Annotated in this window: 17 protein-coding genes; all 17 read left to right on the top strand. The window is 72.0% G+C overall.

The window, feature by feature from the left end; genetic code table 11:
* Positions 1-580: His/Gly/Thr/Pro-type tRNA ligase C-terminal domain-containing protein (locus ACFWBW_RS10730; RefSeq protein ID WP_385370403.1), on the top strand; the 580-nt coding region annotated here is incomplete at its 5' end.
* Positions 581-782: 202 nt separating this feature from the next.
* Positions 783-1,379 (top strand): hypothetical protein, encoded by a 597-nt coding sequence (locus tag ACFWBW_RS10735; protein ID WP_385370405.1) that lies wholly within the window; start codon positions 783-785, stop codon positions 1,377-1,379.
* Positions 1,380-1,570: 191 nt separating this feature from the next.
* Positions 1,571-2,014, top strand: a complete 444-nt coding sequence (gene rpsP / locus ACFWBW_RS10740; protein WP_243337676.1) for a 30S ribosomal protein S16 — start codon at positions 1,571-1,573, stop codon at positions 2,012-2,014.
* A gap of 2 nt (positions 2,015-2,016) precedes the next feature.
* On the top strand, positions 2,017-2,256 hold the full coding sequence (locus ACFWBW_RS10745) for an RNA-binding protein (RefSeq protein WP_030011889.1): 240 nt from the start codon (positions 2,017-2,019) through the stop codon (positions 2,254-2,256).
* A gap of 80 nt (positions 2,257-2,336) precedes the next feature.
* A complete protein-coding gene (gene rimM / locus ACFWBW_RS10750) occupies positions 2,337-2,996 on the top strand; it encodes a ribosome maturation factor RimM (protein ID WP_385370407.1) in 660 nt (219 codons plus the stop codon).
* A complete protein-coding gene (gene trmD / locus ACFWBW_RS10755) occupies positions 2,996-3,817 on the top strand; it encodes a tRNA (guanosine(37)-N1)-methyltransferase TrmD (protein ID WP_385370409.1) in 822 nt (273 codons plus the stop codon). The genes rimM and trmD overlap by 1 nt, the downstream gene beginning before the upstream one ends.
* 134 nt (positions 3,818-3,951) lie before the next feature.
* Complete coding sequence (rplS, locus tag ACFWBW_RS10760) at positions 3,952-4,302, top strand: 50S ribosomal protein L19 (RefSeq protein ID WP_243337670.1); 351 nt, start codon at positions 3,952-3,954, stop codon at positions 4,300-4,302.
* 44 nt (positions 4,303-4,346) lie between these two features.
* Complete coding sequence (gene lepB, locus ACFWBW_RS10765; RefSeq protein ID WP_385370411.1) at positions 4,347-5,168, top strand: signal peptidase I; 822 nt, start codon at positions 4,347-4,349, stop codon at positions 5,166-5,168.
* A complete protein-coding gene (gene lepB, locus ACFWBW_RS10770) occupies positions 5,161-6,051 on the top strand; it encodes a signal peptidase I (protein ID WP_385370413.1) in 891 nt (296 codons plus the stop codon). The genes lepB (ACFWBW_RS10765) and lepB (ACFWBW_RS10770) overlap by 8 nt, the downstream gene beginning before the upstream one ends.
* A 113-nt stretch (positions 6,052-6,164) precedes the next feature.
* Entirely contained in the window at positions 6,165-7,079 is a 915-nt protein-coding gene (gene lepB, locus ACFWBW_RS10775) for a signal peptidase I (protein ID WP_385370415.1), read from the top strand.
* Between the two features lie 104 nt (positions 7,080-7,183).
* Positions 7,184-7,903 (top strand): signal peptidase I, encoded by a 720-nt coding sequence (gene lepB / locus ACFWBW_RS10780; RefSeq protein ID WP_385370417.1) that lies wholly within the window; start codon positions 7,184-7,186, stop codon positions 7,901-7,903.
* Positions 7,893-8,438 (top strand): NUDIX hydrolase, encoded by a 546-nt coding sequence (locus ACFWBW_RS10785; protein WP_385370419.1) that lies wholly within the window; start codon positions 7,893-7,895, stop codon positions 8,436-8,438. Before lepB (ACFWBW_RS10780) ends, ACFWBW_RS10785 begins: the two co-directional genes overlap by 11 nt.
* 55 nt (positions 8,439-8,493) lie before the next feature.
* Positions 8,494-8,802 (top strand): DUF2469 domain-containing protein, encoded by a 309-nt coding sequence (locus tag ACFWBW_RS10790; protein WP_005311352.1) that lies wholly within the window; start codon positions 8,494-8,496, stop codon positions 8,800-8,802.
* A 128-nt stretch (positions 8,803-8,930) separates the two neighbouring features.
* On the top strand, positions 8,931-9,302 hold the full coding sequence (locus ACFWBW_RS10795) for a YraN family protein (RefSeq protein WP_243337661.1): 372 nt from the start codon (positions 8,931-8,933) through the stop codon (positions 9,300-9,302).
* A complete protein-coding gene (locus tag ACFWBW_RS10800; protein WP_385370421.1) occupies positions 9,302-10,924 on the top strand; it encodes a YifB family Mg chelatase-like AAA ATPase in 1,623 nt (540 codons plus the stop codon). Before ACFWBW_RS10795 ends, ACFWBW_RS10800 begins: the two co-directional genes overlap by 1 nt.
* Positions 10,921-12,117 (top strand): DNA-processing protein DprA, encoded by a 1,197-nt coding sequence (dprA, locus tag ACFWBW_RS10805; RefSeq protein WP_385370423.1) that lies wholly within the window; start codon positions 10,921-10,923, stop codon positions 12,115-12,117. The genes ACFWBW_RS10800 and dprA overlap by 4 nt, the downstream gene beginning before the upstream one ends.
* 239 nt (positions 12,118-12,356) lie before the next feature.
* Positions 12,357-13,190, top strand: coding sequence for an RNA polymerase sigma factor WhiG (gene whiG / locus ACFWBW_RS10810; protein ID WP_385370425.1), 834 nt, complete (start codon positions 12,357-12,359; stop codon positions 13,188-13,190).
* Positions 13,191-13,239: the final 49 nt, after the last annotated feature.

Below are 13,239 nucleotides of genomic sequence, written 5' to 3' on the forward strand. Positions count from 1 at the left end.
CGGCTTGCGTTTCCCGCCGCGCTTCGCGCACGTCCGGGGTGGCGGCGGGGGGAGAGGGGGTGACGGGGCCGGGGCGAATGCCCTCCCTCCTTCCCCCCACCCCAAGGCCGCGGGCCTGCGGGTGTTCGTCGACGACCGCGTCGACACCCCCTTCGGCCGCCGCGCCGTGGACTGGGAGCTCAAGGGCGTACCGGTCCGCGTCGAGATCGGCCCCCGCGACCTGGAGGCCGGCACCGCGATGCTGGCCCGCCGGATCCCGGGCGGCAAGGAGGCCGTGCAGATCTCCGACCTCGCCGCCCTGCTGCCCAAGGTGCTGGAGGAGGACCAGGAGCAGCTGCTGCGCGAGTCCCGCGAGCGCCGCATCTCCCGCACCTCCGACGTCTCGACCATCGAGGAGGCCGCCGAGGCCGCCATCGCCGGTGGCTGGGCGCGGATCCCGTGGGCCGACCTCGGCCCCGAGGGCGAGGCGAAACTCGCCGAGCAGGCCGTGTCCGTACGCTGCCTGATCGCCGAGGACGGGTCGGTGCCGCAGGCGGACGACGCCCCCGGTAACCTCGCGATCGTCGCGCGCTCGTACTAGCCGGTCCGGCTGACGGCTCTCACGCCCCGGCGTGCGGCACCCGCCGCGCGCCGGGGTGTAGTCGTCACTACGTACCGACTCCTCCTGAGATATGCGCACCCGTCCTCGTCGGGACGCATGAGACTGAACTGACTGGTACGTGCAAAAAATTTGGAATGGCCCGGAATCGGAACACCGGGGCACCCCGGCTCGTTGTCACGACGTGAGCACGACACCACCTGTTCTCGCCGCAGAGCTGGCGCAGGCGTGGGCCGATATTCAGCGGTACCACCCCGAGCTGCCTGACCTTGCCGCGCCCGAGTCCCTGATCGGAGAGTCCTCGTCCGCCTGCGGCGCCGAACTCTCCTTCGAGCGACTGCTGCACGAGGCAGTCCACGGCATCGCCGCAACCCGCGGAGTGCGTGACACTTCGCGCGCCGGCCGCTACCACAACCGCAGGTTCCTCGCGATCGCCGAGGAGATGGGGCTGGACCACACCGACGAGCCGCACGCGAGCAGCGGCTTCTCCCTGGTCTCGCTCAATCCCGAGGCGAAGAAGCGCTACCGCCCCACCATGGAGCGCCTCCAGCGCGCGCTGAAGGCCCACACGGTCGCCACGGCCGCCGACACCAAGCGCAGCTTCCGCGGTCCGGCCGCCCGGCACGGGTCCTCCGGCGGCGGCGTACGCGTCAAGGCGGTCTGCGACTGCGGGCGCAACGTGCGCGTGGTCCCGTCCGTGCTGGCTCAGGCCCCGATCGTGTGCGGAGGCTGTATGAAGCCCTTCCGCATCCCGGAAGTGGCCATCGCGGTGGCCTCCTGACCCGGCGGGTGAGCTTCGCGACCTCCCGGCCGAGCGCGCCGCGGGCGTGTGGCACAATGGACAGCTGTACTCGACAGTCGCATAGGACCCCTCTCTCCTCCGGCTGACGCGTCCATCGGGCACCCGAGTACCGCAACCCCACGTGGCATCTCATGTGCCCAACCACGTCAAGTTCAGGAGACACCACTCCAGTGGCAGTCAAGATCAAGCTCAAGCGCCTCGGCAAGATTCGCCAGCCGCACTACCGCATCGTCGTCGCCGACGCCCGTACCCGTCGGGACGGTCGCGCGATCGAAGAGATCGGTATCTACCACCCGACGTACAACCCGTCGCGCATCGAGGTCAACGCCGAGCGTGCGCAGTACTGGCTGTCCGTTGGCGCCCAGCCCACCGAGGCTGTGCTCGCCATCCTGAAGCTCACCGGTGACTGGCAGGCGCACAAGGGCCTTCCGGCCCCCGCGCCGCTGCTGCAGCCGGCGACGAAGGAGAACAAGCGTCGCTCCTTCGACGAGTTCGCCAAGGCCCTCGAGGGCATCGGCGAGGGCAAGGGCGAAGCCATCACCCAGAAGGCGAAGAAGGCCGACAAGAAGGCGGACGAGGCTGAGGCCGAGACCGCCGAGTCGACCGAGGCCTGAGCATGCTCGAGGAGGCTCTTGAGCACCTCGTGAAGGGCATCGTGGACAACCCCGACGAAGTGCAGGTCGCCTCGCGCAACCTGCGCCGCGGGCAGGTGCTGGAGGTCCGGGTCCACCCCGACGACCTCGGCAAGGTGATCGGCCGCAACGGCCGCACCGCACGTGCACTGCGTACCGTCGTGGGCGCCATCGGCGGCCGGGGGATCCGCGTCGACCTCGTCGACGTGGACCAGGTCCGCTGAGCAGTTGAATCACCGGCACGGGCCGGGGAGGGCATACGTGCCCGCCCCGGCCCGTCGTCGTCTGAACAGGAGAAAATGCAGTGGAGCTGGTAGTCGCGCGGATCGGCCGCGCCCACGGGATCAAGGGTGAGGTCACCGTCGAGGTGCGGACCGACGAGCCCGAGCTGCGGCTCGGGCCCGGTGCCGTGCTCCGGACCGACCCGGCGTCGGCGGGACCGCTGACGGTCGAGACGGGCCGGGTGCACAGCGGGAGGCTCATGCTGCGCTTCGCCGGGGTCAAGGACCGCACCGGCGCCGAGGCGCTGCGCAACATCCTGCTCATCGCCGACGTGGACCCGTCGGAGCTGCCGGCCGAGGACGACGAGTACTACGACCACCAGCTGATGGACCTCGACGTGGTCCTCGAGGACGGCACCGCGATCGGCCGGATCACCGAGATCTCGCACCTGCCCTCGCAGGACCTGTTCATCGTCGAGCGGCCGGACGGCACCGAGGTGATGATCCCCTTCGTCGAGGAGATCGTCGCCGAGATCGACCTCGACGAGCAGCGCTGCGTCATCACCCCGCCGCCCGGTCTCATCGACGAGCGCGAGGCGATCGTCGTCTCCACCCGCGACGAGGAATCGGACGGGGAGTCGGACGAGGACGGGGACGCGGACGGGGAGTCGGACGAGGACGGGGACGCGGACGAGGAGCCGGCCGGGGACTCGGCCAAGGGCGTGAGCGGGGAAGACGCCTGATGCGTCTCGACGTCGTCACGATCTTCCCCGAGTACCTGGAGCCGCTCAACGTCTCCCTGGTCGGCAAGGCCCGGGCGCGCGGCCAGCTGGACGTACACGTCCACGACCTGCGGGACTGGACGTACGACCGGCACAACACGGTGGACGACACCCCGTACGGCGGCGGTCCCGGCATGGTCATGAAGACCGAGCCCTGGGGCGAGGCCCTGGACGCGGCGCTGGCCGACGGCTACGAGGCCGGCGCGCACGGGCCCGTCATCGTCGTCCCCACACCCAGCGGCCGGCCGTTCACCCAGGAACTGGCCGTCGAGCTCTCCGAACGCCCCTGGCTGATCTTCACCCCGGCCCGGTACGAGGGCATCGACCGCCGGGTCATGGACGAGTACGCCACGCGCCTGACGGTCTACGAGGTGTCCATCGGCGACTACGTCCTGGCCGGCGGCGAGGCGGCCGTCCTGGTGGTCACCGAGGCTGTTGCCCGGCTGCTGCCCGGGGTGCTCGGCAACGCCGAATCGCACCGCGACGACTCCTTCGCACCCGGGGACATGGCCAACCTGCTGGAGGGGCCCGTCTACACCAAGCCCCCCGAGTGGCGCGGCCACGGGATCCCGGACGTGCTGGTCAGCGGCCACCACGGCAAGATCGCCCGGTGGCGCCGCGACGAGGCCTTCCGCCGTACGGCGGCCAACCGCCCGGACCTGATCGAGCGCTGCGAGGCCTCCGCCTTCGACAAGAAGGACCGCGAGCTGCTGAGCATCCTCGGCTGGAAGCCGTCCGGCGACGGCCGATTTTGGCGCAGGCCCCCGACCGTGGAAGAATAGGCGGCTGCTGTGTGCTCGCGGACGCCCCTGCCACAGGGGGACCGTCGTCCGCCGGGTCCCACAGCTCCCGAATTCTCTCCGGAAACCCCGCATCGGCGACCTGTGGCGTCATGCGAAGAAAGCAGACGAATCACATGTCTCACCTGCTCGATGGCGTCAACGCCGCCACCCTGCGCTCGGACCTCCCGGCCTTCCGCCCGGGTGACACCGTCAACGTTCACGTCCGCGTGATCGAGGGCAACCGCTCCCGTATCCAGCAGTTCAAGGGTGTCGTCATCCGCCGCCAGGGCTCGGGCGTCTCCGAGACCTTCACGGTCCGCAAGGTCTCCTTCAGCGTCGGCGTGGAGCGTACCTTCCCGGTCCACTCCCCGATCTTCGAGAAGATCGAGCTCGTCACCCGCGGTGACGTGCGTCGCGCCAAGCTGTACTTCCTCCGTGAGCTCCGCGGCAAGGCCGCGAAGATCAAGGAGAAGCGCGACCGCTGATCTGCTCCCGGAGTTCAGGGGAAGGCCGGATAGGCTCGCCCCCGATGGACACCGAAGCACCTCACACGCAGCGCGGCCACTCTTCCCCCGACGAGGGGGAGGGGAGGTCGCGTTTCGTGTTTTCCGGAGCGGGGCCCGCCTCGGGCTCCGGCTCCGGTGCCGGTGCCGGTGCCGGAGCCGACAGCGACACCGACGCCGGTTCTGAAGCCGGCGACCCCGGCACGGCCGGCTGGCTGACCTGGCGGCGCGCCGGGCTGCTCGGCGTGGCCTGCACCGTCTTCCTGCTGCTGTTCAGCAATTTCGTGCTCCAGCCCTTCCTGATCCCGAGCCGCTCGATGGAGCCCACGCTCGCCGTCGGGGACCGGGTGCTGGTCAACAAGCTGGCGTACCGTTTCGGCGGCGCTCCGGAGCGCGGGGACGTCGTGGTCTTCGACGGCACGGGCTCCTTCGTACGGGAGGCCCCGGACGGCAATCCGGTCGGCGACGCCCTGCGCGGGGCGGCCTCGGCGCTCGGACTGGCCGAGCCCGCGGACTCCGATTTCGTGAAGCGGGTCGTGGGCGTCGGCGGTGACGACGTGGTGTGCGACGAGAACGGCCGGATCAAGGTCAACGGGGTGCCGCTGGACGAGCCGTACCTCTTCCCCGGCGACTCGGGATCGAGGGTGCCGTTCCGCGTCGTCGTACCCCTTGGGACCCTGTGGGTCATGGGTGACCATCGTTCCCAGTCCCGGGACTCCCGGGACCACCTGGGGGAGCCGGGCGGGGGGATGGTGCCGGTGGAGAAGGTGATCGGGCGGGCCGACTGGATCGGCTGGCCGCTGTCGCGCTGGGGGGAGACGGGTTCCGCGGGCGGTGGCCGTGGGTAGCCGCGGGCGCCCGCGCGGCGACGGATACCCGTACGAAGACGACGACCGGGACGCCGCCGCCCGCGACCCGGAGCCGGAGCAGGACGCGCCGGCCGCGCCCCCGGAGCCCGGCGGCCGGGCCGAACGGCGTCGCCTCGCCCGCCGGGTCCGGCGCAGACGGCGTACCCGCCGGGCGGGGGAGCTGCCGCTGCTCGTGGTGGTCGCGCTGTGCATCGCCCTGATCCTCAAGACCTTCCTCGTGCAGGCCTTCTTCATCCCGTCGGGCTCCATGGAGCAGACGATCCGGATCGGCGACCGGGTCCTGGTCGACAAGCTCACCCCGTGGTTCGGCTCCGAGGTCGAGCGGGGAGACGTGGTCGTGTTCAAGGACCCGGGAGGCTGGCTGGGCGGCGAGAGCGTCCAGCCCACCGAGGATCCGGTGGGGATCAAGCAGATCAAGCAGACCCTCACCTTCATCGGCCTGCTGCCCTCGGCGAACGAACAGGACCTGATCAAGCGCGTCATCGCCGTCGGCGGGGACAGCGTGAAGTGCTGCGACGCCCGGGGCCGGGTCAGCGTCAACGGATCGCCGCTCGACGAGCCGTACGTGAACCCGGGCAACGTGCCCTCGGAGATCCGCTTCGAGGTGCAGGTGCCCGCCGGGCGGATCTTCGTCATGGGCGACCACCGGGCGAACTCCGCCGACTCCCGCTACCACCTCGACGAGGCCTTCCACGGCACGATCGACGTGCAGGACGTGGTCGGCGAAGCCGTGGTGATCGCCTGGCCCTTCGGGCATTGGCACCGGCTGGAACAGCCCGCCACCTTCCGCATGGTTCCCGACCAGGCGCGCGGCGGCCGCCGCGCGCCCCGTAGGCGCCGGGGCGGCTCCTCGTTCGCATAGTGTGTCCTTGGTCTCCCGCGCCTTCGGGAACTCCCGCTCGTTAGGGGAGGGGAGGGCCCGTGGCTCATCAGGGCCGGGCGTCGATTTCCGAACGAGGAGTGGATGTGGGGGACGTGGCGGTTGGTGCACGGTCCGGACGCGACGAGGGCGGCGAGGAGCCGAAAGACTCCTCCCGGCCCGATGCCGTCGAGAACGACGGCGACGCGAACGACGGCGCCGCGGCACGCCCGCACCGTTCGTTCTGGAAGGAGCTTCCGCTCCTGGTCGGCATCGCCCTGCTGCTCGCCCTGCTGATCAAGACCTTCCTGGTACAGGCGTTCTCGATCCCCTCCGACTCGATGCAGAACACCCTGCAGCGCGGCGACCGGGTGCTCGTGGACAAGCTGACGCCGTGGTTCGGATCGGAGCCCGAGCGCGGCGAGGTCGTGGTCTTCCACGACCCGTCGAACTGGCTGAGCGGGGAGCCCACCCCGGAACCCAACATCGCGCAGAAGGCCCTCAGCTGGATCGGCCTCATGCCGTCCGCCGAGGAGAAGGACCTGATCAAGCGGACGATCGCCATCGGCGGTGACACGGTCGAGTGCAAGAAGGGGGGACCGGTCATCGTCAACGGCAAGGAGCTCGACGAGCCGTACATCTTCCCCGGCAACACCCCGTGCGACGACTTCCCCTTCGGTCCGCTCACCGTGCCCAAGGGCAAGATCTGGGTGATGGGCGACCACCGGCAGAACTCGCAGGACTCCCGCTACCACCAGCAGGACCCCACCCAGGGCTTCGTGCCCGTCAGCGATGTCGTCGGACGCGCCGTGGTGGTCGCCTGGCCGATCACCCGCTGGTCCACCCTGCCGGTTCCGGACACCTACGACCAGCCGGGCATCGGCACGCAGACCAAGGCCACCGCGCTCGGTCTGGACGCCGCCGGGCTGGCGCCGGTCGGGCTCGGCCCCGCCGCGCTCGGGTTCGCCGGCGCGGTGCCGGTCGTGCTGTGGCGCAGGCGGAGGCTGACCGCGGGGCGTACCGACAGGTAGGGTGCCGCCCAGGTCGACGATCTCCGAGTGTGGGGGCGCTTGCAATGGGCGGAACACGAGCAATACGAGCAGGTGACGGCGATGGCCGCGGTGCTCTCGGCAGCATGCTGTCGGGAGTCGCCGTGGCCATCGGCTTTGTGCTCTTCCTGGGCGGGTTCGTGTGGGGAGCCATCGTGTACCAGCCGTACACGGTGCCGACCGACTCGATGATGCCCACCGTGAAGCCCGGGGACCGGGTGCTGGCGCAGCGCATCGCCGGCGGCGACGTGCGCCGCGGGGACGTGGTGATCTTCAAGGACGAGCAGTGGAGCGATTCGCCGATGGTCAAGCGGGTCGTCGGCATCGGCGGGGACACGGTCAAGTGCTGTGGTGACGGCGGCCGGCTCACGGTCAACGGCAAGGTGCTGGACGAGCCGTACATCGAGGTGGACACGCTCGACGTGGAGGGTGCTCCGGGCGGGTCCGCCGCCTCCCGGACGCCGTTCGAGGTGACGGTGCCGGAGGGCAACCTCTTCCTGCTCGGCGACCGGCGCGGAGCCTCGCTGGACTCCCGGGCCCACCTGACGGAGGCCGGACAGGGGACGGTCGCCCGCTCGGCGGTGACGGGCCGCGTCGACGCCCTCGCGTGGCCCGACATGGCGATGCTGGAGCGTCCCGGGGCCTACGCCGCCCTGCCCGGTGGGACCTCGGCACCGGGGCCGCTGCTGCTCCAGGTGACCGCGGTGGTGGTCGGAGCCGCCATGGTGGTGCTCGGAGCCGCGTACGGGCCGCTCGCACGGGTTCTCGGGCGCGGGCGGAGGCAGGAGCGGGCCGATGTCCGCTGACGCCTCGGCGGGGCCGGGGGCCGGCTCCGGGGCGGGAGGGCAGGCAGGGCCGGCAGGGCCGCGGAAGGTGGCGCGGGTGATCCTGCTGGACCCCGATGACCGGATCCTGCTGATGCACGGCTTCGAGCCGGGAGACCCGGCGGACGACTGGTGGTTCACCCCGGGCGGCGGTCTGGAAGGGGCCGAGACCCGGGAACAGGCCGCTCTGCGCGAGCTCGCGGAGGAGACCGGGATCACCGACGTGGAGCTGGGTCCGGTGCTGTGGCACCGCTACTGCTCGTTCCCTTTCGACGGGCGCCGCTGGGAGCAGGACGAGTGGTACTTCCTGGCCCGTACGACCCAGACGGCGACCGCGCTGGGAGGCCTCACCGAGCTGGAGCGCCGCAGCGTCTCGGGCACCAGGTGGTGGACCTCCGAGGAACTTCTTGCGGCCCATGAGACGGTGTACCCGACCAGACTCGCAGAGCTGCTCCGCACGCTGCTCGACGACGGTCCCCCGGGTGCGCCCGTGAACCTGGCCCCGGAAATCGTTTAGGGGCGCACGGGCCTGGCGCACAATAGGGGGACGCACGGCTGAAGGGGAACATGCCATGAGTGCCGAGGACCTCGAGAAGTACGAGACCGAGATGGAGCTGAAGCTCTATCGCGAGTACCGCGACGTCGTCGGGCTGTTCAAGTATGTGATCGAGACCGAACGCCGTTTCTACCTCACCAACGACTACGAGATGCAGGTGCACTCGGTGCAGGGGGAGGTCTTTTTCGAGGTCTCGATGGCCGACGCGTGGGTCTGGGACATGTACAGACCGGCTCGGTTCGTGAAGCAGGTGCGGGTGCTGACCTTCAAGGACGTGAACATCGAGGAGCTCAACAAGAGCGATCTCGAACTTCCGGGCAGCTGATCCCCTCGCCGCTTCTCTCGCGGTTTCCCTCGCCGGGGTGACGCGGTTGTCCACATCGCCCCGGTTGTCCACCAAGATCCACCAGGTGGGCGGGGACGCGGGATCGTCGGCGGCGGAGGTGGTGCCGGATGAACGCGAAGGGCGTGGCACAGCAGGCATTGGGGCGGTACGGCGAGGACCTCGCGACACGGCGGCTCACCGAGGCCGGGATGACCGTGATCGCGCGGAACTGGCGGTGTCGCGGCGGGGAGATCGACATCGTCGCCCGGGACGGGGACGCCCTCGTCGTGTGCGAGGTCAAGACCCGGCGGGCGGGGGAGTTCGAACATCCCATGGCCGCGCTGCGGCCCGCCAAGGCCGAGCGCTTGCGCAGGCTCGCCGGGCGCTGGCTGGCCGACCACGGGGGACCACCCCCGGGCGGGGTGCGCATCGACCTCGTCGGAGTCCTCCTGCCGCGGCGCGGCGGACCCGTGGTGGAACACGTCAGGGGGGCGGCCTGATGGGGTTCGCGCGGGCCTGCTCGGTCGCCCTCGTGGGCGTCGACGGCGTGGTGGTGGAGGTCCAGGCCGACCTGGAGCCCGGGGTCGCCACCTTCTCCCTGGTGGGGCTCCCCGACAAGACCCTGGTCGAGAGCCGGGACAGGGTCCGGGCGGCCGTGGTGAACTCGGGCGCCGCCTGGCCGCAGAAGAAGCTCACCGTCGGCCTCAGCCCGGCGTCCGTCCCGAAGGGCGGCGCCGGCTTCGACCTCGCCGTGGCGGCCGCCGTGCTGGGCGCCGCCGAGGTGATCGACCCCAAGGTGATCGCCGATCTCGTCCTCATCGGGGAGCTGGGGCTGGACGGCCGGGTGCGTCCCGTCCGCGGGATCCTGCCGGCCGTGCTCGCCGCCGCGGAGGCCGGATACCGGCAGGTCGTGGTCCCGCAGCAGTGCGCGGCCGAGGCCGTGCTCGTCCCGGACGTCTCGGTCCTCGGGGTACGCAGCCTGCGGCAGCTGATCGCGGTGCTCACCGAGGGGGAGGTCCCCGAGGAGGATCCCCCGGATCCGTCCGGGCGCCCGGACCCGATGCTCGCCGGGCTGGTCGTCCCCGGCGCCGGACTCGGCACGGGGGTGGCCCGCGACGGCGACGGGCGGGACTTCCCCGACCTCGCCGACGTCGCCGGACAGCACGCGGCACGCCGGGCCCTGGAGGTGGCGGCCGCCGGGGGCCACCACCTCTTCCTGAGCGGACCGCCGGGCGCGGGCAAGACGATGATGGCCGAGCGGATCCCCTGGATCATGCCCCCGCTCACCCGACAGGACTCCCTGGAGGTCACGGCCGTCCACTCGGTCGCGGGAATCCTGCCCCCGGGCGAACCGCTCGTCGCCCGGCCCCCGTACTGCGCCCCGCACCACTCGGCGACCATGCAGTCCCTCGTCGGGGGCGGAGCCGGTGTGGCCAGGCCCGGAGCGGTGTCCCTGGCCCACAGGGGGGTGCTGTTCCTGGACGAAGCTGCGGAGTTCAGCACCAAGGCCCTGGACGCCCTGAGGCAGCCCCTCGAAGCGGGACACGTGGTCATCGCCCGGGCCGCCGGGGTGGTACGCCTGCCGGCCCGGTTCCTGATGGTGCTGGCCGCCAACCCCTGTCCCTGCGGGCGGCACACCCTGCACGGGACCGGCTGCGACTGCCCGGCCTCGGTGATCCGCCGCTACCAGGCCCGGCTGTCGGGGCCGCTGCTGGACCGGGTGGACCTGCGCGTGGAGGTCGAGCCGGTCACCCGCTCCGATCTGCTGGGGCGCGGGGGCCGCGGCGAGGCCACGGCGGCGGTGGCCGCACGGGTCCGGGAGGCCCGTGACCGGGCGGCGGCCCGGCTCGAGGGCACGCCCTGGCGGCTCAACGCGGAAGTCCCGGGCCACGAGCTGCGGACCCGCTGGCCGGCCGCCCCGGGCGCACTGGCCCAGGCCGAGCGGGACCTGGAGCGCGGCCTGCTGACCGCGCGGGGGCTCGACCGGGTGCTCCGGGTCGCCTGGACGGTGGCCGACCTGAGGAGCCGGGACCGCCCCGACGCCCTGGACGTGGCGGTCGCCCTCGAACTGCGCACCGGCATCGCCCGCGGAGCCGCCGCGCACCTGGACGCCGCCTCATGACCGCCGCGACGCCGGCCCCGGGACCCGGCCCGGCACCCGGCCCGGAGGCTGAGGCGGAGCCCGCGGGAGAGGTGCTTGCGCGGGCCGCGCTCACCCGGGTCCTGGAGCCCGGGGAGGAACACGGCGGGCGCTGGCTGCGGGCGTACGGGGCCGTCGGGCTGATACGGCTGCTGACCGGGCCCGCGCCGGACCCCGGGGTGCTGACCGGGGTCGGCGCCGAGCGGCTCGCCGGATACCGCCGCCGGGCCGCGTCGGCCGATCCCCGGCGGGACCTGGAGGTCGCCGCCGAGACCGGGAGCCGGTTCGTCTGCCCCGGGTCGGCGGAGTGGCCGAGTCAACTGGACGACCTCGGTGACGCCCGGCCCGTCGGGCTGTGGGTGCGGGGCAGTCCGAGCCTGCGGACCTGGGCCCTGCGGTCCGTGGCGGTGGTCGGGGCCCGCGCGTGCACCCCGTACGGGGCACACATGGCCCAGAGCCTGGCCGGTGAACTCGCCGAGCGCGGATGGGTGGTGGTCTCGGGCGCCGCCTACGGGATCGACGGCGCCGCCCACCGCGGTGCCCTCGCCGCCGGCGGAGCGACGGCCGCCGTGCTGGCCTGCGGGGTGGACGTGCCCTACCCGCGCGGGCACGCCGGACTGCTCGGCCGGATCGCCGCCCAGGGGCTGCTCCTCGGCGAGCTGCCGCCCGGCAGCCATCCCACGCCGAGCCGGTTCGTCCTGCGCAACCGCGTCATCGCCGCCCTGACCCGGGGCACGGTCGTCGTGGAGGCGGCCCACCGCAGCGGGTCCCTGGTCACCGCCCGGCGGGCCCAGGCGCTGGGGAGGATCACCATGGGCATCCCGGGCCCGGCCACCAGCGGGCTCTCGGCCGGCGTGCACGAACTGCTGCGCGGCGAGGCCTCGCTGGTCACGGACGCGGCGGAGGTCGTCGAGCTGGTCGGAGGGATGGGAGAGCTGGCCCCCGAGCGGCGGGGCCCCGTGATCGCCCGGGACCTGCTGGGTCCCGAAGCGGTCCGGGTACTCGAAGCCCTCCCGGCGGGGCGCCTCGCGGACCTGGGGGAGCTGGCCCTCGCGGCGGGCACCGGCACCGATGAAGTCATCGGCAGACTGTACGAACTTCACTCTCTGGGGTTCGTCGAACGGCAGGGCGACGGCTGGCAGTTGGCCCCGAAGCGGCCGAGAGGAGGCGCATAAAGCGGAGCTGCCCGGCGAGGCGGTCGTTGACCTGGGGCGTTCCGGTGAAAGAGTGAAGCCGATGAGAGACGCGGTCTTCCCGGTGGCACCCGCCGGGACCGTGCGCCAGGCGCCGGTCCCGGGTCGCCCGCGCGAGTCGGGGCGCCCTTGCGGGCCCGCGCGATCCCGTACTCTTCGCGCACCGCGACACTTCCGTCACGCTACGCTCCCAAGGAATCCGGCTCCGGCAAAGGCGAAGCATGCCCCAGCACACCTCAGGGTCCGACCGCGCTGCGGTGCCCCCCGCTGCGCGCGGCAGCGAGCGGTCCACCGCGCCCTCGTCGCTGGAGGTGCTGTGGCGCTCGTACAAGGACTCGGGTGACGAGCGGCTGCGGGAGCAGCTGATCCTGCACTACTCGCCCCTGGTGAAGTACGTGGCGGGCCGCGTCAGCGTCGGTCTGCCGCCCAATGTGGAACAGGCCGACTTCGTCTCCTCCGGAGTCTTCGGACTGATCGACGCCATCGAGAAGTTCGACATCGAACGGTCCATCAAGTTCGAGACGTACGCGATCACCCGCATTCGCGGCGCGATGATCGACGAGCTGCGGGCGCTGGACTGGATCCCCCGCTCGGTGCGGCAGAAGGCGCGCGCCGTGGAACGGGCCTACGCCACGCTGGAGGCCCAGCTGCGGCGCTCCCCGACCGAGCACGAGGTCGCCGGGGAGATGGGCATCGGCGTGGAGGATCTGCACGCCGTTTTCAGCCAGTTGTCGCTGGCCAACGTGGTCGCCCTGGAAGAGCTGCTGCACGTGGGCGGGGAAGGTGACCGCCTCTCCCTGATGGACACCCTGGAGGACACCGCCGCGGACAACCCGGTGGAGGTCGCGGAGGACCGGGAGCTGCGGCGGCTGCTGGCGCGGGCCATCAACACGCTGCCCGAGCGGGAGAAGACGGTGGTGACCCTCTACTACTACGAGGGCCTCACGCTCGCCGAGATCGGCAACGTCCTCGGGGTCACCGAGAGCCGCGTCAGCCAGATCCACACCAAGTCGGTCCTGCAGTTGCGGGCGAAGCTGGCGGACGTCGGGCGCTGAACCGGGGTCCCGGGGCGCTGGGGCTGCGGCCGAGAGCGTGCGACGGCCT

The organism is Streptomyces sp. NPDC059957, assembly GCF_042730015.1.
Taxonomy (GTDB): Bacteria; Actinomycetota; Actinomycetes; order Streptomycetales; family Streptomycetaceae; genus Streptomyces.

What these genes read in the sequence shown, in the direction of transcription:
- ACFWBW_RS10745 (WP_030011889.1), top strand. Translation starts at nt 2,017, where the DNA reads ATGCTCGAGGAGGCTCTTGAGCACCTCGTGAAGGGCATCGTGGACAAC.
- trmD (WP_385370409.1), top strand. Translation starts at nt 2,996, where the DNA reads ATGCGTCTCGACGTCGTCACGATCTTCCCCGAGTACCTGGAGCCGCTC.
- rplS (WP_243337670.1), top strand. Translation starts at nt 3,952, where the DNA reads ATGTCTCACCTGCTCGATGGCGTCAACGCCGCCACCCTGCGCTCGGAC.
- lepB (WP_385370411.1), top strand. Translation starts at nt 4,347, where the DNA reads ATGGACACCGAAGCACCTCACACGCAGCGCGGCCACTCTTCCCCCGAC.
- lepB (WP_385370417.1), top strand. Translation starts at nt 7,184, where the DNA reads ATGCTGTCGGGAGTCGCCGTGGCCATCGGCTTTGTGCTCTTCCTGGGC.
- ACFWBW_RS10785 (WP_385370419.1), top strand. Translation starts at nt 7,893, where the DNA reads ATGTCCGCTGACGCCTCGGCGGGGCCGGGGGCCGGCTCCGGGGCGGGA.
- ACFWBW_RS10790 (WP_005311352.1), top strand. Translation starts at nt 8,494, where the DNA reads ATGAGTGCCGAGGACCTCGAGAAGTACGAGACCGAGATGGAGCTGAAG.
- ACFWBW_RS10795 (WP_243337661.1), top strand. Translation starts at nt 8,931, where the DNA reads ATGAACGCGAAGGGCGTGGCACAGCAGGCATTGGGGCGGTACGGCGAG.
- ACFWBW_RS10800 (WP_385370421.1), top strand. Translation starts at nt 9,302, where the DNA reads ATGGGGTTCGCGCGGGCCTGCTCGGTCGCCCTCGTGGGCGTCGACGGC.
- dprA (WP_385370423.1), top strand. Translation starts at nt 10,921, where the DNA reads ATGACCGCCGCGACGCCGGCCCCGGGACCCGGCCCGGCACCCGGCCCG.
- whiG (WP_385370425.1), top strand. Translation starts at nt 12,357, where the DNA reads ATGCCCCAGCACACCTCAGGGTCCGACCGCGCTGCGGTGCCCCCCGCT.